Source organism: Streptomyces sp. NPDC006923 (assembly GCF_040635655.1).
Lineage (GTDB): Bacteria > Actinomycetota > Actinomycetes > Streptomycetales > Streptomycetaceae > Streptomyces.
Genome location: NZ_JBEYIF010000002.1, coordinates 451,419 through 473,445, shown reverse-complemented (window position 1 = coordinate 473,445; position 22,027 = coordinate 451,419). Strand labels below are relative to the sequence as shown.

19 protein-coding genes are annotated in these 22,027 nt (G+C 71.8%); 12 read left to right on the top strand and 7 right to left on the bottom strand.

The annotated features are described in order from the left end of the window. Positions 1-92: 92 nt before the first annotated feature. Positions 93-1,811: a PucR family transcriptional regulator ligand-binding domain-containing protein gene (locus ABZ707_RS05360; protein ID WP_360168072.1), complete on the bottom strand. Its 1,719-nt coding sequence runs from the start codon at positions 1,809-1,811 to the stop codon at positions 93-95. Positions 1,812-2,261: 450 nt separating this feature from the next. Here ABZ707_RS05360 and ABZ707_RS05355 point away from each other — a divergent pair, with 450 nt between their 5' ends. The 6 genes from ABZ707_RS05355 (at position 2,262) to ABZ707_RS05330 (ending at position 9,182) form a co-directional block, all read left to right on the top strand. Beyond that, positions 2,262-3,161 carry a xanthine dehydrogenase family protein subunit M gene (locus tag ABZ707_RS05355; protein WP_360168069.1) on the top strand — a complete coding sequence of 300 codons (900 nt, stop codon included), beginning with the start codon at positions 2,262-2,264 and terminating at the stop codon, positions 3,159-3,161. Next, positions 3,158-3,739: a (2Fe-2S)-binding protein gene (locus ABZ707_RS05350; RefSeq protein ID WP_360168066.1), complete on the top strand. Its 582-nt coding sequence runs from the start codon at positions 3,158-3,160 to the stop codon at positions 3,737-3,739. Before ABZ707_RS05355 ends, ABZ707_RS05350 begins: the two co-directional genes overlap by 4 nt. Positions 3,740-3,741: 2 nt before the next feature. Beyond that, entirely contained in the window at positions 3,742-6,126 is a 2,385-nt protein-coding gene (locus ABZ707_RS05345; protein ID WP_360168063.1) for a molybdopterin cofactor-binding domain-containing protein, read from the top strand. Between the two features lie 55 nt (positions 6,127-6,181). After that, positions 6,182-7,333 carry an XdhC/CoxI family protein gene (locus ABZ707_RS05340; RefSeq protein ID WP_360168060.1) on the top strand — a complete coding sequence of 384 codons (1,152 nt, stop codon included), beginning with the start codon at positions 6,182-6,184 and terminating at the stop codon, positions 7,331-7,333. A gap of 336 nt (positions 7,334-7,669) precedes the next feature. Next, complete coding sequence (locus ABZ707_RS05335; RefSeq protein WP_360168057.1) at positions 7,670-8,134, top strand: lamin tail domain-containing protein; 465 nt, start codon at positions 7,670-7,672, stop codon at positions 8,132-8,134. Positions 8,135-8,444: 310 nt separating this feature from the next. Beyond that, complete coding sequence (locus ABZ707_RS05330; RefSeq protein ID WP_360168054.1) at positions 8,445-9,182, top strand: SDR family oxidoreductase; 738 nt, start codon at positions 8,445-8,447, stop codon at positions 9,180-9,182. A gap of 39 nt (positions 9,183-9,221) precedes the next feature. On the opposite strand, the gene ABZ707_RS05325 is transcribed toward ABZ707_RS05330, so the two are convergent. After that, positions 9,222-10,451 (bottom strand): lactonase family protein, encoded by a 1,230-nt coding sequence (locus ABZ707_RS05325; RefSeq protein ID WP_360168051.1) that lies wholly within the window; start codon positions 10,449-10,451, stop codon positions 9,222-9,224. Between the two features lie 202 nt (positions 10,452-10,653). On the opposite strand from ABZ707_RS05325, the gene ABZ707_RS05320 reads away from it, so the two are divergent. The 3 genes from ABZ707_RS05320 to ABZ707_RS05310 all read left to right on the top strand — a co-directional run bounded on the left by ABZ707_RS05320 (position 10,654) and on the right by ABZ707_RS05310 (position 13,485). Further along, the gene (locus ABZ707_RS05320) at positions 10,654-11,925 is read left to right on the top strand and encodes a VWA domain-containing protein (RefSeq protein ID WP_360168048.1); all 1,272 of its coding nucleotides are present in this window, start codon (positions 10,654-10,656) and stop codon (positions 11,923-11,925) included. Then, on the top strand, positions 11,925-12,758 hold the full coding sequence (locus ABZ707_RS05315; RefSeq protein WP_360168045.1) for a hypothetical protein: 834 nt from the start codon (positions 11,925-11,927) through the stop codon (positions 12,756-12,758). Before ABZ707_RS05320 ends, ABZ707_RS05315 begins: the two co-directional genes overlap by 1 nt. Positions 12,759-12,915: 157 nt before the next feature. Continuing rightward, complete coding sequence (locus ABZ707_RS05310) at positions 12,916-13,485, top strand: TetR family transcriptional regulator (protein ID WP_360168042.1); 570 nt, start codon at positions 12,916-12,918, stop codon at positions 13,483-13,485. A gap of 83 nt (positions 13,486-13,568) precedes the next feature. Here ABZ707_RS05310 and lysA read toward each other — a convergent pair whose 3' ends face one another. From lysA to ABZ707_RS05290, 4 genes are all read right to left on the bottom strand, one after another. After that, positions 13,569-14,900, bottom strand: a complete 1,332-nt coding sequence (lysA, locus tag ABZ707_RS05305; protein ID WP_360168039.1) for a diaminopimelate decarboxylase — start codon at positions 14,898-14,900, stop codon at positions 13,569-13,571. Next, positions 14,897-15,340: an SAV_915 family protein gene (locus ABZ707_RS05300; RefSeq protein WP_360168036.1), complete on the bottom strand. Its 444-nt coding sequence runs from the start codon at positions 15,338-15,340 to the stop codon at positions 14,897-14,899. Before ABZ707_RS05300 ends, lysA begins: the two co-directional genes overlap by 4 nt. A gap of 165 nt (positions 15,341-15,505) precedes the next feature. After that, on the bottom strand, positions 15,506-16,150 hold the full coding sequence (locus tag ABZ707_RS05295; protein WP_360168033.1) for a LysE family translocator: 645 nt from the start codon (positions 16,148-16,150) through the stop codon (positions 15,506-15,508). A 111-nt stretch (positions 16,151-16,261) separates the two neighbouring features. Then, positions 16,262-17,098 carry a helix-turn-helix transcriptional regulator gene (locus ABZ707_RS05290; protein ID WP_360168030.1) on the bottom strand — a complete coding sequence of 279 codons (837 nt, stop codon included), beginning with the start codon at positions 17,096-17,098 and terminating at the stop codon, positions 16,262-16,264. 159 nt (positions 17,099-17,257) lie between these two features. Here ABZ707_RS05290 and ABZ707_RS05285 point away from each other — a divergent pair, with 159 nt between their 5' ends. Further along, positions 17,258-18,967 (top strand): AMP-binding protein, encoded by a 1,710-nt coding sequence (locus tag ABZ707_RS05285; protein ID WP_360168027.1) that lies wholly within the window; start codon positions 17,258-17,260, stop codon positions 18,965-18,967. Positions 18,968-18,989: 22 nt separating this feature from the next. Then, on the top strand, positions 18,990-19,154 hold the full coding sequence (locus ABZ707_RS05280; RefSeq protein WP_360168474.1) for a hypothetical protein: 165 nt from the start codon (positions 18,990-18,992) through the stop codon (positions 19,152-19,154). A 41-nt stretch (positions 19,155-19,195) separates the two neighbouring features. Here the strand turns inward: ABZ707_RS05280 and ABZ707_RS05275 are convergent, their stop codons facing one another. After that, positions 19,196-19,924, bottom strand: coding sequence for a hypothetical protein (locus tag ABZ707_RS05275; protein ID WP_360168024.1), 729 nt, complete (start codon positions 19,922-19,924; stop codon positions 19,196-19,198). Positions 19,925-20,124: 200 nt separating this feature from the next. Here ABZ707_RS05275 and gcl point away from each other — a divergent pair, with 200 nt between their 5' ends. Beyond that, positions 20,125-21,903 (top strand): glyoxylate carboligase, encoded by a 1,779-nt coding sequence (gene gcl / locus ABZ707_RS05270; RefSeq protein ID WP_360168021.1) that lies wholly within the window; start codon positions 20,125-20,127, stop codon positions 21,901-21,903. Positions 21,904-22,027 lie beyond the last annotated feature (124 nt).

The window sequence follows — 22,027 nt, the reverse complement described above, 5'->3', positions numbered from 1 at the left end:
GGGTGATGCGGTCAACGAAAGTCGACGCCGCCATGACGCCCGGTCCGCGCTTCGGCGGTCGCGCGACGCGTCCCTCCCGGTGGCGGGCCTCCTCAACTCATGCGCAGCGCCAGGAAGAAGTCCAGCTTGTCCTCCAGACGGGACAGGTCACGGCCCGTCAACTGTTCGATTCTGCCCACGCGGTAGCGCAGTGTGTTCACATGGAGATGAAGCCTGGCGGCGCACCGTGTCCAGGAGCCGTCGCAGTCCAGGAACGCCTCCAGGGTGGGAATCAGCTCCGCGCGGTGGCGGCGGTCGTAGTCCCGCAGCGGATCCAGCAGCCGCGCGGTGAAGGCCCGGCGGACGTCGTCGGGGACGAACGGCAGCAGCAGTACGTGCGACGCCAGTTCGTGATGGCCCGCCGCGCACACCCGGCCGGGGCGGGCCGCCGCCACGCGGCGTGCGTGGCGGGCCTCCTCCAGCGCGCCGCGCAGCCCCTCCGCCGAGTGCACGGCCGCGCTCACCCCCAGCGTCAGCCGCCCGTCGTCCCCCAGCCCCGAGGACAGCGGGGCGCGTACGGAGGCCAGCAGCGCGTCCGCGTGCAGTCCCCGGTCCGCCCCGCTCCGTTCGCCCGAGCCCGGATCGGAGCCGTCCGGGCCGTCCGGCCCGTCCGGGAGCGTCCCGCCGTCGGACGTGGTGCCCGGCAGCGGCACCAGCGCGATCGCCTCATCACCCGTGTGGGCCACCGCGATCCGGTCGGCCGAGTCGGCGCCCGCCGTCGCGGGATCCACCAGGATCTCCTCCAGCAGCGACCGCGCCACCGGACCGTCGGCGGTCACGGCGTCCGTACCGTCCCGCGCCCAGTCCAGCCGCGCCACCACGATCTGCCAGTGGGGCGCCGTGCCCAGTCCCGGCAGCAGCACCGGCGCGGCGACCCGCAGCCGCGCGGCGATCTCGCCGGGTGCCGCGCCCGTCTGGACCAGTTCCAGGATCTCCAGGGCGAGCCGCCGCCGTACCGTACGGGCCGCGTCGCGCCGTTCCCGTTCCACGGCGATGAGCTGGGTGACCCCGTGGAGCAGGTCGAGCCGGGCCGGGGGCCAGTCGCCCGCGTCGGCCTCGACCGCCAGCACCCAGTCGGAGAACGCGGCGCCCGGCATGTCCCGGGCGGCCGAGCCGACCGGAAACAGGGAGTACGGCGTCCCCTCGACGGCCACTCGGTGCGGTGCCCGCCGGTCGCTCCGCGCTGCGGCCAGATAGTCCCCGGCGAGCGCGGCGGCCCGTGCGGCGGGCAGCGGCTCACCGGCGTCCGCGATCTGCCGGCCGGTGGGGGAGAGCACCCAGGCGCGCAGATCGAGATCGGAGCCCAGAAGATCGAGGACGGCGTCGGGGCCGCCACCCGCGGGCCCCGACGTCATCAGCCTGCGGTGCCGGTCGACGACCGCGGCCAGATCCCCGGCGCGCTCCCCGGACACCTGGCGGACCACGTACTCGGTGATGGTCGCGAACGCCACGTCCTCGTTCACGGCGAAGAGCGGCAGCTTGTGCCGCGCGCACGCGGCGACCAGGTCGTCAGGGATGTCGCCCTGCTCTGCCTCTCCCGCGGCGAGCCCGGCGATCCCGGCGGCCGCGAGGATACGGACGAACGACTCCGCGTCCTCGGCGGAGCGCCGCCAGGCGAGGCCGGTCAGGACCAGCTCGCCGCCCGAGAGATAGCGGCTGGGGTCACGCAGGTCGGTGGTCATCACCCCGCGCACCGTCCGGTCCAGTTCGTCCTCGCCCCCGAGCAGCCGCAGACCCAGCGCATCGTTTTCCAGCAGGGCGCGCAGCCGCATCGTGTCGCCGCCGATCCTTCTCGTAGTGCGGGGATCCCGGGTGCCGGAGTCCCCGGGCCTCCGGATTTCCGGATTCTCCCGGGTGTCCCGGGTTTCGGCGGCTCACGCTTTCGGGGACAGAGTTCTGACAGCCCGGGACGGACGGTGTTCAGCGCGGCCGGCTCCGTCGCCGTCCGGACAGAGAACGCCGCACGTTTCGGGAGGAAGACCTTTCGGTTACCCGGCCCCGCCTTTCGTTCGAATCTACAAGACTGGATGGGCGACCAGCCAATTCCTTCATGGTTTCGGTGACTGCACCGGGGCCGGACCCGGCTTGTGTACTGGTGACAGGCCGCCGTCATCAGCCGTGAACAGCCCGTCGAGGCCGGACCGTCCCGGGTCCCGTCGCCTGAAACGACCCGATCACCCGCATGACGACCCCGATCGCAAACGATCAAGAAGAGAGCCAATATGGACTTCCTTCGCCCCGCCACCTGGGAGGACGCGCTCGCCGCCAAGGCCGAACACCCCACGGCTGTGCCCATCGCGGGTGGCACGGATGTCATGGTCGAGATCAACTTCGATCACCGGCGGCCGGAATATCTGCTGGATCTGAACCGCGTCGGCGAGCTGCGCGAATGGGTGGTCGGCGAGGAGACCGTCCGGTTGGGTGCCGGTGTCCCCTACACGCACATCATGGAGCATCTCCGGGCCGAGCTGCCGGGCCTCGCGCTCGCGTCCCACACCGTCGCCTCGCCGCAGATCCGCAACCGCGGCGGCGTCGGAGGCAACCTCGGCACCGCCTCCCCGGCCGGCGACGCGCATCCCGCGCTGCTCGCCGCGGGCGCCGAGGTCGAGGCGGAATCCGTACGCGGCAGCCGTCTCATCCCGATCGACGCGTTCTACACGGGGGTGAAGCGCAACGCGCTCGCCGCCGACGAGCTCATCAGGGCGGTGCACATCAGGAAGGCGGACGGCCCCCAGCAGTACTCCAAGGTCGGCACCCGCAACGCGATGGTCATCGCCGTGTGCGCCTTCGGTCTGGCCCTGCACCCCCGGACCCGTACGGTGCGCACCGGTATCGGCTCCGCCGCCCCCACGCCCGTACGGGCCCGTGACGCGGAGCTGTTCCTGAACGCGGCGCTCGACGAGGGCGGCTTCTGGGAGAGCGGCGCGGCGATCACGCCCTCGGTGGTCAAACAGTTCGCGAATCTCGTATCGGCCGCCTGCAACCCCATCGACGATGTGCGGGGCACCGCGGCCTACCGCCGCCACGCCGTCGGCGTCCTGGCACGCCGTCAGCTCGGCTGGACCTGGGACCAGTACCGCGGCCACGGCGGCCGTTCGGGTGAAGGAGTGGAACGGCCATGAGAGTGAGCTTCAGGGTGAACGGGCGCCCGCAGGAGGCCGACGATGTCTGGGAGGGCGAGAGCCTTCTCCACGTGCTGCGCGAACGGATGGGCCTCCCCGGCTCCAAGAACGCCTGTGAACAGGGCGAGTGCGGCTCCTGCACGGTACGGCTCGACGGCGTCCCGGTCTGCTCCTGCCTGGTCGCGGCCGGGCAGGCCGAAGGCCGCGACGTCATGACGGTCGAGGGCCTCGCCGACTACGCCGGACAGCGCGAGGGCGCGGGGGCCGCGGGCACCAGCCTCCGGGACGCCCAGCACTGGCGGGCGGACGGCGCCGGGGCCGGCGAGGACGCCGGACTCTCGCCGGTCCAGCGGGCGTTCATCGACGCGGGCGCCGTCCAGTGCGGGTTCTGCACACCGGGCCTGCTGGTCACCGCCGACGAGATGCTGGAGCGCAACCCCTCACCGACCGACGCGGACATCCGCGAGGCGCTCTCCGGCAACCTCTGCCGCTGCACCGGCTACGAGAAGATCCTCGACGCGGTCCGGCTGGCGGCCGCCCGGCAGGAGCGCCGCGGACTCCAGGAAGGCGCGGTCTGACCATGGCCACCACCGGCACGCCGGGCAGCCTCACCCAGGGCTCCCGGACAAAGGGCGGCATCGGCGAGTCGACGCTCCGCCCGGACGGTGTCCTCAAGGTCACCGGCGAGTTCGCGTACTCCTCAGACATGTGGCACGAAGACATGGTGTGGGGCCACACATTGCGTTCCACCGTGGCGCACGCCGAGATCATCTCCATCGACATCACCGAGGCGCTCGCCACACCCGGCGTCCATGCCGTGCTGACCTACGACGACCTCCCGACCGAGGTGACCCACTACGGACTGGAGATCCAGGACACGCCGGTACTCGCCCACGGCCGGGTCCGCCACCACGGCGAGCCGGTGGCCCTGGTCGCCGCCGACCACCCGGAGACCGCGCGCCGCGCCGCCGCCAAGATCCGGGTCGACTACGCCGAACTGCCGGTCGTCACCGACGAGGCCACGGCCACCGCGCCCGGAGCGCCGCTGATCCACGAGAACCGCGCCGACCGCTACATCGGCCATGTCCCGCACCCCAATGTGGTGCACCGCCAGCCCATCGTGCGGGGCGACGCCGACAAGGCCGCCGCACGCGCCGATGTGATCGTCTCGGGCGAGTATGTCTTCGGCATGCAGGACCAGGCCTTCCTGGGCCCGGAGTCCGGCCTCGCGGTGCCCGGCGAGGACGGCGGCGTCGATCTCTATGTCGCCACCCAGTGGCTGCACTCCGACCTCCGCCAGATCGCCCCCGTCCTCGGCCTGCCCGAGGACAAGGTCCGGATGACGCTGTCCGGCGTCGGCGGCGCCTTCGGCGGCCGGGAGGACCTGTCGATGCAGATCCATGCCTGTCTGCTGGCGCTGCGCGTCGGCAGACCGGTGAAGATGGTCTACAACCGGTTCGAATCCTTCTTCGGCCATGTGCACCGGCATCCCGCGAAGCTCTGGTACGAGCACGGAGCGACCCGCGACGGCCGGATCACCCACATGAGGTGCCGGATCGTGCTGGACGGCGGCGCCTACGCCTCCTCCTCCCCGGCCGTCGTCGGCAACGCCTCCTCCCTCTCCGCCGGCCCGTATGCCATCGAACATGTCGACATCGAGGCGCTCGCGCTCTACACCAACAACCCTCCCTGCGGGGCGATGCGCGGCTTCGGCGCGGTCCAGGCGTGTTTCGCATACGAGGCGCAGATGGACAGGCTGGCCGCGAAGCTGGGGCTCGACCCGGTCGAGTTCCGTCAGCTCAACGCCATGGAACAGGGCACACTTCTGCCGACGGGACAGCGCGTCGACTCACCCGCGCCGGTCGCCGAACTGCTGCGCCGCGTCAAGGCCAGGCCGCTCCCGCCCGAGCGGCAGTGGCTCACGGCCGGCGAGGACGCGGATGTACGGGCCCTGCCCGGCGGGCTCTCCAACACCACCCACGGCGAGGGTGTCGTACGGGGCGTCGGCTACGCGGTCGGGATCAAGAACGTCGGCTTCTCCGAGGGCTTCGACGACTACTCCACCGCCCGGGTGCGGATGGAGGTGCTGGGCGGTGTGCCGGTGGCGACCGTGCACACCGCGATGGCCGAGGTCGGCCAGGGCGGTGTCACCGTCCACGCGCAGATCGCCCGGACCGAGCTGGGCGTCGCGCAGGTCACCATCCTGCCGGCGGACACCCGGGTCGGCTCGGCGGGCTCCACCTCCGCCTCCCGCCAGACCTATGTCACCGGCGGTGCTGTGAAGAACACCTGTGAGCACGTCCGGGACACGGTGCTGGAGCTGGGCCGGCGCAAGTTCGGTACGTACCATCCCGCCTGGGCCACCGCGGAGTTGCTGCTCGAAGGCGGCAAGGTCGTCACCGACGGCGGCGAGGTCCTCGCCGATCTGGTGGACGTCCTGGAGGACGAGGCGGTGGACCTGGAGCTGGAGTGGCGGCACCGCCCGACCCAGCCCTTCGACCTCCGTACGGGACAGGGCAACGGCCATGTCCAGTACTCCTTCGCCGCGCACCGCGCGGTTGTCGAGGTGGATACGGAACTCGGTCTGGTCAAGGTCATCGAACTCGCCGTCGCGCAGGACGTCGGCAAGGCGCTCAACCCGCAGTCCGTCCACGGCCAGATCCAGGGCGGTACCACGCAGGGCCTGGGGGTGGCGGTGATGGAGGAGATCATCGTCGACCCCGTGACCGCGAAGGTACGGAACCCGTCCTTCACGGACTATCTGATCCCCACCATCCTCGACACGCCGACCATCCCCGTCGATGTACTCGAACTGGCCGACGACCACGCGCCGTACGGCCTGCGCGGCGTCGGCGAGGCACCGACCCTGTCGTCCACCCCGGCGGTCCTCGCGGCCATCAGGAACGCGACGGGCCTGGAACTGAACAGGACCCCGGTGCGGCCGGAGCATCTCACCGGCACCTGAGGCGGGCCGGGCCGCCGGTGCGCGAGCAGGGAACGAGACACCTGAGGAGACCGACATGCTGGACATCGCCGAAGAGCTGAACCGGTGGGTCGAGCAGGGGCGTGACTTCGCCGTCGCCACGGTCGTGGCGGTCGGCGGCAGCGCGCCCCGCCCGCCGGGCGCCGCGCTCGCCGTCGACAGCGCGGGCACGGCGATCGGCTCGGTCTCCGGCGGATGTGTCGAGGGCGCGGTCTACGAACTGTGCCGGCAGGTGCTGATGGACGGCACCACCGTCCTGGAACGCTTCGGCTACAGCGACACGGACGCCTTCGCCATCGGTCTGACCTGCGGCGGGACCATCGACATCCTGGTGACACCGGTGCGCGCGGACTCCGCCGGGAGAGCGGTGTACACGGCGGCCCTGTCCGCCGCGGCCCGCCGGGACACGGCGGCGGTCGCGCGGATCGCCGGGGGCCCGGACGGGATGCTGGGCCGGGCACTGCTGGTGCGCCCCAGCGGATCGTACGAGGGGGGCCTGGGCGGACATCCCGAGCTGGACCGTACGGCGGCCGCCGAGGCCCGGGCCATGCTGGACGCCGGCCGCACCGGTACGGTCGTGATCGGCGCGAGAGGATCGCGCTGCGGCCGGCCGCTGACTCTTCTGGTCGAGTCGAGTGTCCCGCCGCCGCGCCTGATCGTCTTCGGCGCCGTCGACTTCGCCTCGGCGCTGGTGACAGTGGGCAAATTCCTCGGCTACCACGTCACGGTCTGCGACGCGCGTCCCGTCTTCGCCACCGAGGCCCGCTTCCCCGGCGCCGACGAGATCGTCGTCGACTGGCCGCACCGGTATCTGGAATCGGCCGAGGTGGACTGCCGTACGGCGCTCTGTGTGCTCACGCACGACGCCAAGTTCGATGTCCCTCTGCTGTGCCTGGCGCTGCGCCTCCCGGTCGCCTTTGTCGGCGCCATGGGCTCGCGGCGCACGCATGAGGACCGCGAGAGACGGCTGCGGGAGGCCGGTCTGACCGACCGCGAACTGGCCGGGCTGCGCTCACCGATCGGGCTGGACCTCGGCGCCCGTACACCGGAGGAGACGGCGCTGTCGATCGCGGCGGAGCTGGTCGCCGCGCGACGGGGCGGCAGCGGTGTGCCACTGACGGGAGCGCACACACCGATCCATCACGACGGGCCCCGGGCGGCGGGCGGGCGGATCAGCTCCGTCGCCTGAACGCGTCCCGGACCCTCGGCGTCCTCCAGGGACCGGGCGCTGGGGAGCGCTCCCATTCGCGTGTCGAAGTCCGCCGCCTTCTGTCAAGAGGGCCGAAAGTGCCGAGAATCCGGGGCGATCGGCCCGCTCCCGGAGCGGGGAGGCGCTTTCGGAGAGCGAGCGCGGGGGAGCGTGCGCCGGGTGCGCGACGGGTGCGTAAATGTCCGTGTTTTGTAACCTGTGGCGGGATTTTCTACGGCAGTGTGCGACGCGGAGCCACAGTGTGAGCGTCCGTCGATCGACCGGACACAGGCACCACCGGCACCTCTCACAAGGTGTCGCAGCAGGAGGTTTTCTATGTTCAGTTCGGCATCCCGCGCCACTGCTGTCGCCCTCGGCTCCGCAGCTCTGGTGGCCACCGCCATCCTTCCGGCGAGCGCCGCCGGCCAGTCGTCGACTCCTCACCCGCATCGGTCTCCCGTGGTCCTGGGGCATGTCCAATACGACAGCCCGGGGCGTGAGGACGGCTCCAACCGGAGCCTGAACGGGGAGTGGGTGACGGTCAGGAACACCGGCTGGAACGCGGTGAACCTCAGGGGATGGACCCTCTCGGACAACAACCGTCGCGTCTACCGCTTCAAGAACCTCCGGCTGGCCGGAAAGCAGTCGGTGCGTGTGCGCACCGGCATCGGCCGCGACACCTCGCGCGACGTCTACCAGGACAGCCGCAGGTATGTGTGGGACAACCGCGACTCCGTGACCCTGCGCAACGACCGTGGGCGTGTGGTCGATTCCCAGCGCTGGGGCCACAGGTATCGCTGAGCCCGCGTTCGCTGATCGGTAGTTCCGTGTGCGCCACAGGCCGTCCGGCCTGTGGCGCACCGCCATTTCTCTTTCCTCGATGTGCCGTGCCCTCGATGTGCCGTGCGCGAATGATCCGCCGCCCGGACATGCCGAGCCGCCGTTCCGGTCCGGGCGGGGCCGGGCCGCCCCGTCGGAACCTTGATATCCTTGACGCATCACATTGCGCGGTCATGCGCGGCGGCCATTTCGCGACCTGCGGGAATCGCGCCGCACTGCTCGGGAGTGATTTCGCGTCGAGGGTCAACGGCGGAGGTTCCCAGCGATGCCAGTGACAGTTGACGGGGCGAGCGTATTCATCACAGGCGCGGGGCGCGGCCTCGGCCGTGTTTTCGCGAAGACCATGGTCGAACACGGCGCCGCTGTCGTGTACGGCGCCGCACGCGACGAGACCAAGGTCGACGAACCCGGGGTCGTGCCCGTACGTCTGGATGTGACAAAGCCCGGTGAAGTGGCCGAAGCGGCCGCGATGTGCGGGGACGTCGATATTCTCATCAACAACGCGGCCGTCATGCGCAAAGCTCCGCTGCTGTCGGCTCCGACGCTGGACGACGCGCGTCAGGAGATGGAGACCAACTATTTCGGCACGGCCGCGATGTGCCGGGCATTCGCCCCCGTCCTGGCCCGCAATGGCGGCGGAGCGCTGGTGAATATGCTCTCGGTGGTGTCGTGGTTCGCGAATCCGTTCAACAGCTCTTACGGCGCTTCGAAGTCGGCGGCCTGGGCATTGACGAACGCGGCCCGGGTGGAGCTCCGCCATCAGGGGACTCTGGTCACCGGGGTATTCGCGGGCTTCATCGACACGGATATGGCGGCGTTGGCGTCGGCTTCGGCATCGAAGATCACTCCGGAAAGCGTCGCCGAGCAGGTGGTCTCGGGCATTGAGGCAGGGCGGGAAGAGGTCCTGACCGACGACTTCACCCGCACCGTCAAGGCGTCGCTCCCGGACGACCTCACCCTGATCTATTCGGCTCAGCAGGCGGACTGGGATTCCGGGGTCTGGGCCTGAGCGGCGGCCCGGTCCGTGCGCGGCCCGGCCGGACCGGCGTCAGAGCGGCAGGGCGCAGACCGCGACCGGGAACATGAACGGCCGGCCCGCGGGGCGCAGTTCGCCCCCGCTCGGGTCGACATGGAAGACCGTCACGGAGTTCGACCGCTGGTTCGCGGCGAACAGCAGCTCTCCGGTGGGTGACAGCGCGAGCTGCCGGGGGAAGTCGCCGCCGACCGGGACGGTGTCCAGCAGGCGCAGCCGCGCGCCGTCCGCCTCGACGGCGTAGCGGGTCAGGCTGTTGTGACCCCGGTTGGCCAGATAGGCGAAGCCGCCGTCGGGGGTGACGACGAGCTGGGCCGGAAAGCTGCTGCCCGCCCCGCCCGCGCCGGTGGACTGCGGTTGGCCCGGTGTGAGTTTCCCGGTCGCGGCGTCGTAGGCGCAGACGACGACGGTGTTGTCCAGTTCGTTGGCCAGATAGGCGAACGCGCCGGAGGGGTGGAAGGTGAGATGGCGGGGGCCCGCGCCGGCCCGGACGGTGGCGTACGAGACCCGGGCGAGCGTGCCCGCCGTCGTGTCCAGCCGGTAGGTGTAGACGGTGTCGTTGCCCAGGTCGACGGCGAGGACATGGCCGCCGTCGGGGCTGGTGATGATCTGGTGGGCGTGCGGGCCGTCCTGGCCGGGGCCGGGAGGCGGCGCGGAGTGCGTGACAAGATCCGTGCGCTCGCCCAGTGCGCCCGTGGCGCCGATGGGATGCACGGCCACACTGCCCGAGGTGTAGTTGGCGCTCAGCAGCCACCGTCCGCCCGGATGCACCGAGAGATGGGTGGGTCCCGCTCCACCGGTGGCGCGCGTGCCGAGGACGGTGTGAGCGCCGCCCTCGGACAGGGCGATCGCCGTGACCCCTCCGGCCCGCTGCTCATTGACGGTGTAGAGCGTCCGGCCGTCCGGGTGCGCGGCGAGATACGACGGGTTGTCCACCCCGGTGAGGGTGCCGGTGGCCGAGATCCCGCCCGTCCCGGAGTCGTATGTCGCCAGGCCGACCCCGGTGCCGCCGCCCGCTTCCGACGTGTACGTCCCGAGGAACAGCGACCGGGTGGCGGCGCGTGGCAGGACCGCCTCGTGCGGGCCCCCGACTGCTTGCGCCCGGGCGGGCCCGGGCGCCGCGCCCGCCGTGGCGGCCCCCGCGGCGACCGCGGAGGCCCCGGCGAGCACCCCCAGGAAGCGGCGGCGGGTCACCCCGTCCGTCGATCCTGCCGGCGGTACCGCTCCGCTGTTCGTGCGGCTCATGCCCGTCACCTCGGATGTGAATTGTGGGGGGAGTGCGGGGAGGGGACGCATCCCATGTGACAGACGGGATCCCTGTGACAAATACAGTGGCCCGTTCCTGCCCCGACGACAAGGGGACCCTCGCCATTCACCCGCCGGATATGAAATGACGGGCCGTCAAGTCCCGTTTGGATCCCGGGATTATTCTCACTATCATCCGGCGATGATCATAAGTAAACGGTCAGCGGCCGCCGTGTGCGGTCTGGTGGCCACCCTGGCCGTAGGGCTCTTCCCTCCCGCTGCCGCCGCCGACGAACCCAGCGGGAAACCGGCCCCCAAGGTCGATCTCGTCCTCGACGTCAGCGGCTCGATGCGGACCCGCGACATCGACGGCCAGTCCCGGATGTCGGCGGCGAAACAGGCGTTCAACGAGGTGCTGGACGCGGTGCCGCAGGAAGTGGAACTGGGCATCCGCACCCTCGGCGCGAACTACCCCGGCAAGGACACCAAGGTCGGCTGCAAGGACACCCGGCAGCTCTATCCCGTGGGCCCGCTGGACCGCACCGAGGCGAAGACCGCGGTCGCCACGCTCGCCCCCACCGGCTGGACACCGATCGGCCCCGCCCTCCTCGGCGCGGCCGAGGACCTCGAAGGCGGTGACGCCACCCGCCGTATCGTCCTCATCACCGACGGCGAGGACACCTGCGCCCCGCTCGACCCGTGCGAGGTCGCCCGGGAGATCGCGGCCAAGGGCATCCATCTCGTCATCGACACCCTCGGCCTGGTGCCCGACGCCAAGACCCAGCGGCAGCTCATGTGCATCGCCGAGGCCACCGGCGGCACCTACACCTCGGTGCGCCACACCGACGAACTCTCCGGCCGGGTGTCCCAGCTCGTGGACCGCGCCGCCGACCCGGTCGCCGTCCCGGTGGCCACCGAGGGCGCCGCGCGCTGCGCCGACGCACCCCAGCTCAAGCCCGGTCTCTACAGCGACCGCGAGAAGTTCTCCGAGCACCGCTGGTACCGCGTGGACGTGCTGCCCGGCCAGGAGCTGCGGGCCTCGGTGAGCATCGCCTCCGACCGCGCCGTCGACAACGACTACGGCGTCCTGCTGCGTGCCGTGACGGCGCACGGCCGGGAGATCGTCCGGGGTTCGGAAGCGGGTGACGGGCGGACGGATGTGATCTCGACCGGTCTGCGCTATCCGAAGCCGCCGGTCGACGACGTCGACGAGGTGGGACCGGCGCCGGAGAGGGTCTGTCTCCAGGTCAGCAACTCCTTCTCGGCGCCCGACTCCGTGAAGACCACACCGGGCATGCCGGTTGAGCTGACCATCGGCCTGGTCGACGCGCCCGACGATCCCTCGGACGCCGCGGCGTTCGGCCTCGGCCGGGGCTGGTGGCTGCTCGGCCTGCTGGCGCTCGCCGGTCTGATCGCCGGACTGCTGTGGGGCTGGGTCTCGCGCTGGCGTGTCGCTGTCTGGAGGACCAACTGATGCGTTTCACCGGTATGTTCACGGGAACCCTGCTGGCCGGTGTGCTGCTCCTCGGTACGGCCGGCGGCGCCGCCGCCGACGACGCCCCGAGCCCCTCGGCCACGTCCAGCGACACGGCCGGCAGCGCCGGGGGACCGACCGAGGCGGGCACGTCCTTCGGTACGGCGGCGGCCTTCCAGCCGGGCCGCCGGGCCACCGCCGACGGCTCCACGGGCGACTACCTCTACTGGGTGTTTCCCGTCGACGCGGGACAGCGCGCCACCGTGACCGCCAAGGTCACCCTGCCCGGATCCACCGCCAGGCAGGGCGCGGCCACCTGGCAGGTGGACGTGTACGACGGGCTGCGCCGCCGCCAGCCCTGCGTCCAGGGCGCGCAGACCAGGGCGATCGCGCCCGGCGCGGGCACGGTCGAGCTGCGCTGCACGCTCCGTACCGTACGGGCCTGGGCCGAGCCCTGGGCCAACGATCCGCTGCCCGGCAGCTACTACGTACGCCTGACCGTCCTGAACGCTCCGCAGTCGGACCTGGGTCTGCCCGTACGGGCGGAGATCGAGGCCGCCACCACGGACATGGGCGGGGCCCACGCGGTCGGCGGCCGGCTCGCCGCGCCGCTGACGCCCGGCGCCACCACCTCGAAGGACGAGGCGGGAGTGAGCGTCAGCCGGACGTCACCGGCCGGCGCCGAGCCGGAGGACGGCTGGTCCTCGGGCTGGTGGACCGACCGGTGGATCTGGACGGCGGCCGGCGGTGTGATCTGCGCGCTCGCCGGCATCGCCGGCTACTCCCTGGCGCGTCCCTCCCGGCGTCGGGCGGGGCTGCCGCCGGGCGCCTGACCTGCGGGTGCGATGGACGCGGCGGCCCGGGACACCCCGGGCCGCCGTGCCGCAGGTGCTGTCGCCCCCGCCGGCCGGCTCGCCGGACCGGTCCGGGGACGCCGCACGGCCCGGCGCCGCCCGGGAGTCAACAAACTAGTTCGTTTACAGTGGTGGCATGAACGCTGGAGAGGCCACGAAGCGCCGCTTGCTGGACGCCGCCACCGCCGAGTTCGCCACGTACGGCATCGCCGGCGCACGGGTGGACCGGATCTCGGCCAACGCCCGCGCGAACAAGGCGCAGCTCTACGCCTACTTCGGGAACAAGGAGGGCCTCTTCGACGCGGTCTTCGGCGAGCACCTCGACATGATCGTCAACACGGTCCCGCTGGACGCCGAGGACCTGCCCGGCTACGCCACCGGCCTGTACGACGCGTATCTCGTCCACCCGGAGCTGGTCCGGCTGGCGACCTGGTCCAGGCTGGAGCGCGTTCCCGCGGGCGACCTGATCACCAACATGCCGGACCACGACACACTGAAACTCCAATCGATCGCGGACGCGCAGCGCAGCGGCCACGTCAACCCCGCGCTCGCTCCGACCGACGTGCTGTCACTCGTCACCGCGATGTCCATGGCCTGGTCGCCGGCGAGCGTCACCATCGCCGCCTCCGGGGACGACGCCGATGCCGAGCATGAACGCCGCAAGCACGCCCTCGCCGAAACCGTGCGCCGCGCGTTCGCTCCCTGACCCGGACAGGGATCCGGACGCGACCCGGACCGGGATCCGCCCGCCGTCGTGTTTCCGGCCGGCCCGGGCGCCCTCCGGTCCGTTCAGAGGCCGACGTCCCGGCTGCGCAGGTCCTCGAAGCTCTCCCGGCGCACCAGCGTCCGCGACCGCCCGCCGGAGACCGCCACCACCGGCGGACGGCCCGTCATGTTGTAGCCCGACGCCATCGACACGTGGTAGGCACCGGCGGCCGGGACCGCCAGCACGTCTCCTGGCCGTACGTCGTCCGGCAGCTCCACCGCCTCCGCGAGCACATCGCCCGCCTCGCAGTGCCGCCCCACGACCGTCGCCGTCCGCATCGGAGCCGTCGAGGCGCGGCCCACCCTGCGCACGGTGTAGCGCGCGCCGTACAGCGCGGGCCGGGGATTGTCACTCATCCCGCCGTCGACGGCGACGAAGACGCGGCCACCGGTCCGCTTCACCGACAGCACCCGGTAGAGCGCGATCCCGGCCGGTGCCATGATCGAGCGGCCCGGCTCCACGGTCAGCCGGGGCACCGGCAGACCGTGCTCGGCGCAGGCGCTCGCCAGCGTCTCGCTGATCAGCCGGGCGTACACCGAGGGTGCGGGCGCCGGATCACCGGGCAGATACGCCACCGCGAAACCACCGCCCATGTCCAGCTCGGGCAGGGTCACACCGTGCCGGTCCCGGATCCCGGCCATAAAGGCCACGACCCGCCGTACCGCTTCCGCGTACGGCTCGGCCCCGGCGATCTGCGAGCCCAGATGGCAGTGCAGGCCGACGAGTTCGAGCCGGGGCTGGCCGAGGATCCGGGCGACGGCCTCGGCCGCGTCGCCGTCCGCGATCGAGAGACCGAACTTCTGCCCCTCCGCGCCCGTACGGATCTTGCGGTGCCCGCCCGCCTCGATGCCGGGCAGCACACGGACCATCACCCGCTGCGCGCCGGGCCCCGGCACCTGCGCCGCGAGCCGCGTTGTCTCCGGGCCCGAGTCGATGACGATGGTGCCGACGCCGAGACGCAGCGCGGTCCGCAGATCCCGCGGGGACTTCGCGTTGCCGTGCAGCACGATCCGGTCGGCCGGAAAACCACGGGTCGCCGCCAGTTCGAGCTCGCCCGCGGAGCAGACGTCGAGGCCGAGACCCTCCTGCTCCATCCAGTCCACGACCGCCCGGCACAGAAACGCCTTGGCGGCGTACACCACCTCGCCGCCGGGCAGCGCCTGGCGCCAGGCGCGGGCGCGGGCACGCACCTCGTCCTCGTCGAGGACATACGCCGGGGTGCCGTAGCGCTCGGCCAGTTCCGCGAGGGAGACCCCGCCCACGGCGATGTCCCCACCGGGTGCGACGACGGCGGACGCGGGCCAGACCGCCGGAGCGTCCAACTTGCTGACCTTCAGCAGGGGTTCGGTGGTCATACCGGCATCGCCTCCGAAAGACCCCTGTCACGGCGCGCGCGGACCGGGTCCGGCGCGGGCCGGCCGCCGATCGCCGGCGCGGTGAGCTGAGGGTCCACCGTGACCGTCGTCGCGCCGAGCGGTGCGGCGAGCGCGCGCAGCGCCGGTTCCGCCAGCCTGATCCACCGCTGCTGCGCACCGAGGACGGCGGTGAGCCGATGCGCGCTGGTGAAGCCGATCGCGGTACGCGCGCCGAGCGGCGTACGGGCGAGGCGCAGGCACCACCCGCCGGCCGAGCCGGTCCGTACGGGGACGTAGAGCGGCTTCGCCGCGCGGGGTCTGTCGGGGTCGGCGTCGGAGTCCGCCTCCGGGGCCTGTTCCGGACGCGGCCCGGCGGCCGTGGTGGAGGCCGGGTCGGGGTCCGAACCCTCGTCCGCGTCCTCGGATGTGAGGCGCTTCATGGTGCCCTCCCAGGGAGTCGATCGCTTTCTGACTCCTGGAAGCTATGCCCGCCGGGCAGGGGATCGCGGCGGCCATGACGGAGCGTTGACCTGCTGGAGCCGCTTCTTGACGCACTCCTGGCACGGGTCGGTCGCTCGGCGGCGGGCCGCGCGCCGGACCGCGGCTCAGTCCGCGCGACCGGTGGCCGCGACCGTCACACCCAGCCCGATCATCGCGAAGCCGCCCGCGCCGCCCACCATCGACAGCCGGCGTTCCGAGCGGGCGAACCAGGTACGGGCGGCGGCCGCGCCCAGGCCCCAGAGGGTGTCGGTGATCAGGCCGATCGTGATCGGTACCAGCCCGAGCAGCAGCATCTGCGCCGGCAGACGGCCCAGCGAGTGGTCGACGAACTGCGGCAGCACCGCCGCGAAGAACACCACACCCTTCGGGTTGGTGATCCCCACCACGAAACCGTCCCCGACGGTCCGCAGATCACCGCGTGCGGGCCCCGCCGGCGCGGACATGTCCGAGGCCCGCATGTCCTTGCGGTGCCGGAAGGCCTGCACGCCCAGGAAGACCAGATACAACGCGCCCGCGAGCTTTACCGCGAGGAAGACGGTCACCGACCGCTCCACCAGCGCGCCGACACCCAGGGCGACCGCGACCACCAGGGCGTACGAGCCGATCACATTGCCGACCACGGTCGCCAGCGCCGTCCGCCGCCCATGGGCCAGGGCGCGGCCGATCACAAAGAGCACGCTCGGTCCCGGGACGGCGATTACCAGCAAGGACACGGCGGCGAATGCCAGCAGACGTTCCGTGGACACCATGCGTTACCTCCTCCGGCCCCCGCCGCCGGGGCGGACAGCCACTGTCGCGATACGCCCCAGGGCGTGGTCAGCATAGGGCGGGGCGGGGGCCCGGGCGGCCTTCCGGGGTGTTCAGGGCAGCAGGCCCGCCCGCCGGGCCGCCACCACCGCTTCCAGCCGGGTGTGGGTGCCCAGCTTGCGCATCGCCGAGCGCAGATAGCCCTTCACGGTCTCCGGGCGCAGTCCCAGCAGCTCCGCCGCCGCCGCGTTCGTCGAGCCCGAGGCGACGCAGGCCAGGACGTCCACCTCGCGCGGTGCGAGGGCCACCGGCAGCACACGCGGCGGGGGCCCCGCCGGTACGGCGGCGCCCGCCAGCCGGCCGCAGACCGCCAGCAGCTCGCCGCGCAGGGCGGGGTCCACGATCCGCGGCGCCAGCGCGCGCAGCTCGCTGTGGGCCGCGCGTACCTCCTCCCACGCGACGGGGCCCGCCGCCGGCTCACGGCTCAGGGCCAGCAGCCGTTCCACCTCGTCCCGCACGACCAGGGCCTGCTCCACGTCCCGGGCGGCGGCGACCGCCGCGTCGAAGGTCCGCTCGCCGATCGGCAGCGCGCTGCGCAGCGCGCCGTACAGCACCCCGCGCACCGTACGCCGTACGACCACGGGCACCGCGAGCACCGAGCGCAGGCCCTCGGCGGCCACCGCCGCGTCGTACTCGTGGCTGATGTGCCGCGCCACGCGGTAGTCGGTGACCGCGCACGGCCGGGACAGGGCGATGGACTTGCCGCCGAGCCCATTGCCCGAGGAGATCGCGAGGCCGCGCAGCGCGCCGGTCGAGGCGCCGTTCAGCTCGGCGATGCGGAGCTGTCCGGCATCGTGCAGCAGTCCGCCGAAGGCCACCGGCAGTCCGGTCGTCCTGCGCAGCCGCAGCAGCGCAGCCCGTATCTCCACCGCCTCCACCGCTTCGGCCACGTCCGTATCCTCCCGCCGGGTCCGCCGCCACCCCCGTCCGGGGGTGGTGAGACCCGCGTCACTGGTTACACGATGCCAGGGCGTGTTGCAAAGTGGCGCTGTCCGCCCGGAGGGCGGGGCACGCGGAGCGCGCGGCAGCCAGGCGAACGAGGAGGACATATGACGGCAGGGCCGGAGAGCAGTCCGACCGAACGGTTCAGGGCGGCCCGGGACTTCCTCCTGGCGCACCGGGAGGACTACACCGCGGCGTACGACGGCTTCGCCTGGCCGCGTCCCGAGCGTTTCAACTGGGCGCTGGACTGGTTCGACCGGATCGCGGAGGGCAACGACGGCCTCGCCCTGCACATCGTCGAGGAGGACGGCAGCCGCACCCGTGTCACCTTCGCCGAGATGTCCGCGCGCTCCAACCGGGCCGCCAACTGGCTGCGTGAGCAGGGCGTACGGGCCGAGGACCGGATCGTCGTCATGCTGGGCAACCAGGTCGAGCTGTGGGAGACGGCGCTCGCCGCCATGAAGCTGCGGGCCGTCGTCATCCCCGCCACACCGCTCCTCGGCCCCGCCGATCTGCGCGACCGTGTCGAGCGCGGCCGGGCCGGCCATGTGATCGCGCGTGCCGAGGACACCGCGAAGTTCGCCGACGTGCCGGGTGACTTCACCCGGATCGTGGTGGGCGGAGACGGATCCGGGGACGCGTCCCGAGGCGGCGCCGGCTGGCTTTCGTACCGGGAGGCGTACGGGCGGCCGGCGACCTTCGAGCCCGACGGCGTCACTCGTGCGGATGATCCGCTGATGCTGTACTTCACCTCCGGCACGACCGACCGTCCCAAGCTCGTCGAGCACACCCATGTGTCGTATCCGGTCGGCCATCTGGCCACGATGTACTGGATCGGGCTCAGGCCCGGCGATGTCCATATGAACATCGCCTCGCCCGGCTGGGCCAAGCACGCCTGGTCGAACCTCTTCGCCCCCTGGAACGCAGAGGCCACCGTCTTCATCCACAACTACACGCGTTTTGACGCGGCCCGGCTGATGGAGGAGATGGACCGGGCCGGGGTCACCAGCTTCTGCGCACCGCCCACGGTGTGGCGGATGCTGATCCAGGCCGACCTGTCACAACTGCGCACACCTCCGCGCGAGGCCGTCGCGGCCGGTGAACCGCTGAACCCGGAGGTGATCGAGACGGTCCGCCGCGAGTGGGGCGTCACGATCCGGGACGGCTTCGGGCAGACCGAGACCGCCGTCCAGGTCGCCAACTCGCCCGGTCAGCTCCTCAAGGCCGGTTCCATGGGCCGTCCCACACCCGGCTACAAGGTCGAGCTGCTCGACCCGGTGACGGGAGCGCCCGGCGCGGAGGAGGGCGAGATCTGCCTCGATCTCTCCGCATGTCCTGTCGGCCTGATGACCGGTTACCACGGAGAGCCCGACCGGTCCGCGGAGGCGATGGCCGGCGGGTACTACCGCACCGGGGACATCGGCTCGCGCGACGCCGACGGCTACATCACCTACATCGGCCGTTCCGACGACGTCTTCAAGGCATCGGACTACAAGATCTCGCCCTTCGAGCTGGAGAGCGCGCTGCTGGAGCACGAGGCGGTCGCGGAGGCCGCAGTCGTGCCCGCGCCCGATCCGCTGAGGCTGGCGGTGCCCAAGGCGTATGTCGTGCTCGCCGAGGGCTGGGAGCCGGGGCCCGACACCGCGAAGGTGATCTTCGCCCACTCGCGCGCGGTCCTCGCTCCGTACAAACGCGTGCGCCGCCTCGAATTCGCCGAGCTGCCCAAGACCGTGTCCGGGAAGATCCGCCGGATCGAGCTGCGCGAGCGGACGGCCGCCGGTTCGGAGGCCGAGTACGACGAGGGGGATCTGCGGTGACGGCGAAGCCGGCGGCGGGTTCGTGAAGGGAGAAACCCTCTCGGTGGTGGGGGTGCCGGACGCGAAGTACGGCGAGGAGATCCTGGCCTGTGTGATCCCGCGCCGGTTGGAGATCGTGGAAGCCTTTCCGATGACGGTCAGCGGGAAGGTCAGGAAGATCGAGCTGCGGGAACGGTTCGCGGCGTAGGGCGCCGGGACGGCCCTTGGCCGGTGGGGCCTCTCCGGCGGTCAGCGCCCGGCGCCGGAGGCGACCAGTTCCTCCGCCGGTCCGTTGACCGGCTGCGGCGTGCCGGTGAGGTCCAGGGTGAAGAGCGGCAGGCCGACGTCGTCCGCGCGGGCGAGGGCGTCGTCCGTGTAACCGGCCAGCGAGAAGAAGACACTCGTGGCGGAGGCGGTCAGGCCGTTGAGCCAGAGGCACTCGACCGAGCGCGGTGAGGTCGCGCTGGTGGTCGGGTCGACCTGGGCGACCAGGTCGGGGCCGCGCAGGTCGATGCCGGAGGGCGACGGCTCCTCGGCCTGGACGACGCTCGTAAAGCCCAGCCAGCGGAGGTAGAGCGCCGCGGCGGTGACGGCGTCGTGGGCCGTACGGATGGTGAGCGGGCTGAACGGCGGGCGTTCCGGCGGCTCCTGCGGCGGCCGTCCGGCGGAGTCCGGCGCCGCGGCGCCCGGCACGAGCGGCGGCGCCGCGCCCGCCCGCGAAGGACGCACCGGAATCCGCAGCACGGAGCCGCACGGACAGCCCAGCTCCGGCTGTGGCCAGTGGTCCTCCCGCCCGCATGCCCCGCAGCGGACCGGCACCCACTCCTCCGCCCAGGTGCGGTGCGTGATCGGCTTCACGGCCGCGCCCGTGACCAGCGGCGGTGCGACCGGAGCGCCGCAGGCGCACGGGTAGGCCGACGCCGTGAAGGCGTGGCGGCGCCCGCACGACGGGCAGTGCACCGGGACGAGCTCTCCCACGAGGACCTCCTCAGGCCGTGCTCCGTGGTCCCTATCGTCCGGCAACGGCGAGGCCCCAGGGGCGTCTTCGGCCATCCCTTGACGCCGCATCACCGGCGTCCTAGATTAATTCCATATAGCAGAACTAAACTTCCGCAATACGGAATCGACTCTCAGGTGGCGCGACAGAGCCCGAATCCCGACCGGAGCAGGAGCACTCCATGCCTCGAATGACCGCTGCCCGAGCGGCAGTTGAGATCCTCAAGCGCGAAGGTGTGTCACACGCGTTCGGTGTGCCGGGCGCCGCGATCAACCCCTTCTACGCGGCCCTGAAGGCGTCCGGAGGTGTCCATCACACGCTCGCCCGCCATGTCGAGGGCGCTTCGCACATGGCCGAGGGCTACACCCGTACGCATCCGGGCAACATCGGCGTCTGTGTCGGTACGTCAGGGCCCGCCGGGACCGACATGATCACCGGCCTGTACTCGGCGCTCGGCGACTCGATCCCGATCCTCTGCATCACCGGTCAGGCGCCGACAGCGGTGATCCACAAGGAGGACTTCCAGGCCGTCGACATCGCCTCAATCGCCAGGCCCGTCACCAAGGCCGCGACGACCGTCCTGGAGGCCGCCCAGGTCCCCGGCGTCTTCCAGCAGGCGTTCCATCTGATGCGCTCGGGCCGTCCTGGTCCGGTTCTCATCGATCTGCCGGTCGACGTACAGCTCACCGAGATCGAGTTCGACCCGGAGACATACGAGCCGCTGCCGGTCTACCGGCCCGTCGCCAGCCGCGCGCAGGCCGAGAAGGCCGTCAGGCTGCTGAACGAGTCCGAGCGTCCGCTGATCGTCGCCGGCGGCGGCGTCATCAACGCCGACGCGGCCGGCGCGCTGGTCGAGTTCGCCGAACTGACCGGTGTCCCGGTCGTTCCCACCCTGATGGGCTGGGGGGCCATCGCGGACGACCACGAGCTGAACGCCGGCATGGTGGGCCTGCAGACCTCGCACCGCTACGGCAACGCGACCTTCCTGGAGTCGGACTTCGTCCTCGGCATCGGCAACCGCTGGGCCAACCGCCACACCGGCAAGCTCGATGTGTACACGCGGGGCCGGAAGTTCGTCCATGTCGACATCGAGCCCACCCAGCTCGGCAAGATCTTCGCGCCGGACTACGGCATCGCCTCCGACGCCGGGGTGGCGCTGGAGCTCTTCATCGAGGTGGCCAGGGAGCTGAAGGCGGCCGGCGAACTGCGCGACCGCGGCGCGTGGGCCGCCTCCGCGCGCGAGCGCAAGGCCACCCTGCACCGCCGTACGCACTTCGACGACGTGCCGCTCAAACCGCAGCGTGTGTACGAGGAGATGAACCGCGCCTTCGGCCCCGAGACCCGCTATGTCACCACCATCGGCCTCTCCCAGATCGCGGGCGCGCAGATGCTGCACGTCTACCGGCCGCGCCACTGGATCAACTGCGGCCAGGCGGGTCCGCTCGGCTGGACCATTCCGGCCGCGCTGGGAGTCGCCACCGCCGATCCCGGGGCGACGGTGGTGGCGCTCTCCGGCGACTACGACTTCCAGTTCATGCTCGAAGAACTGGCCGTCGGCGCCCAGCACCGCATCCCCTATGTCCATGTGCTGGTGAACAACTCGTATCTGGGACTGATCCGCCAGGCGCAGCGCGCCTTCGACATCGACTTCGAGGTCAATCTGGAGTTCGAGAACCTCAACTCGCCGGAACTGGGCGTCTACGGCGTCGACCATGTGAAGGTCGCCGAGGGCCTGGGCTGCAAGGCGATCCGGGTCACCGAGCCGGACCGGCTGCTGCCCGCGTTCGAGGAGGCCAAGAAGCTGGCCGCCGAGTACCGCGTACCGGTGGTCGTCGAGGCGATCCTGGAGCGCGTCACCAATATCTCGATGAGCGGCAGCGACATCGCGAGCGTGAACGAGTTCGAGGATCTCGCCACGGAGCCGTGGCACGCGCCCACGGAGATTCTGCCGCTGGCCTGACCGGCGACCGGGTCCGCCGCGGAGGCAGGTCCACTGAGGGGGGAAGGCCGGCCCCGCACCGGGAGATCGGGTGCGGGGCCGGCCGTTGTGTTCAGCCGCCGGAGACGCGCCGGCGGGACGGAGG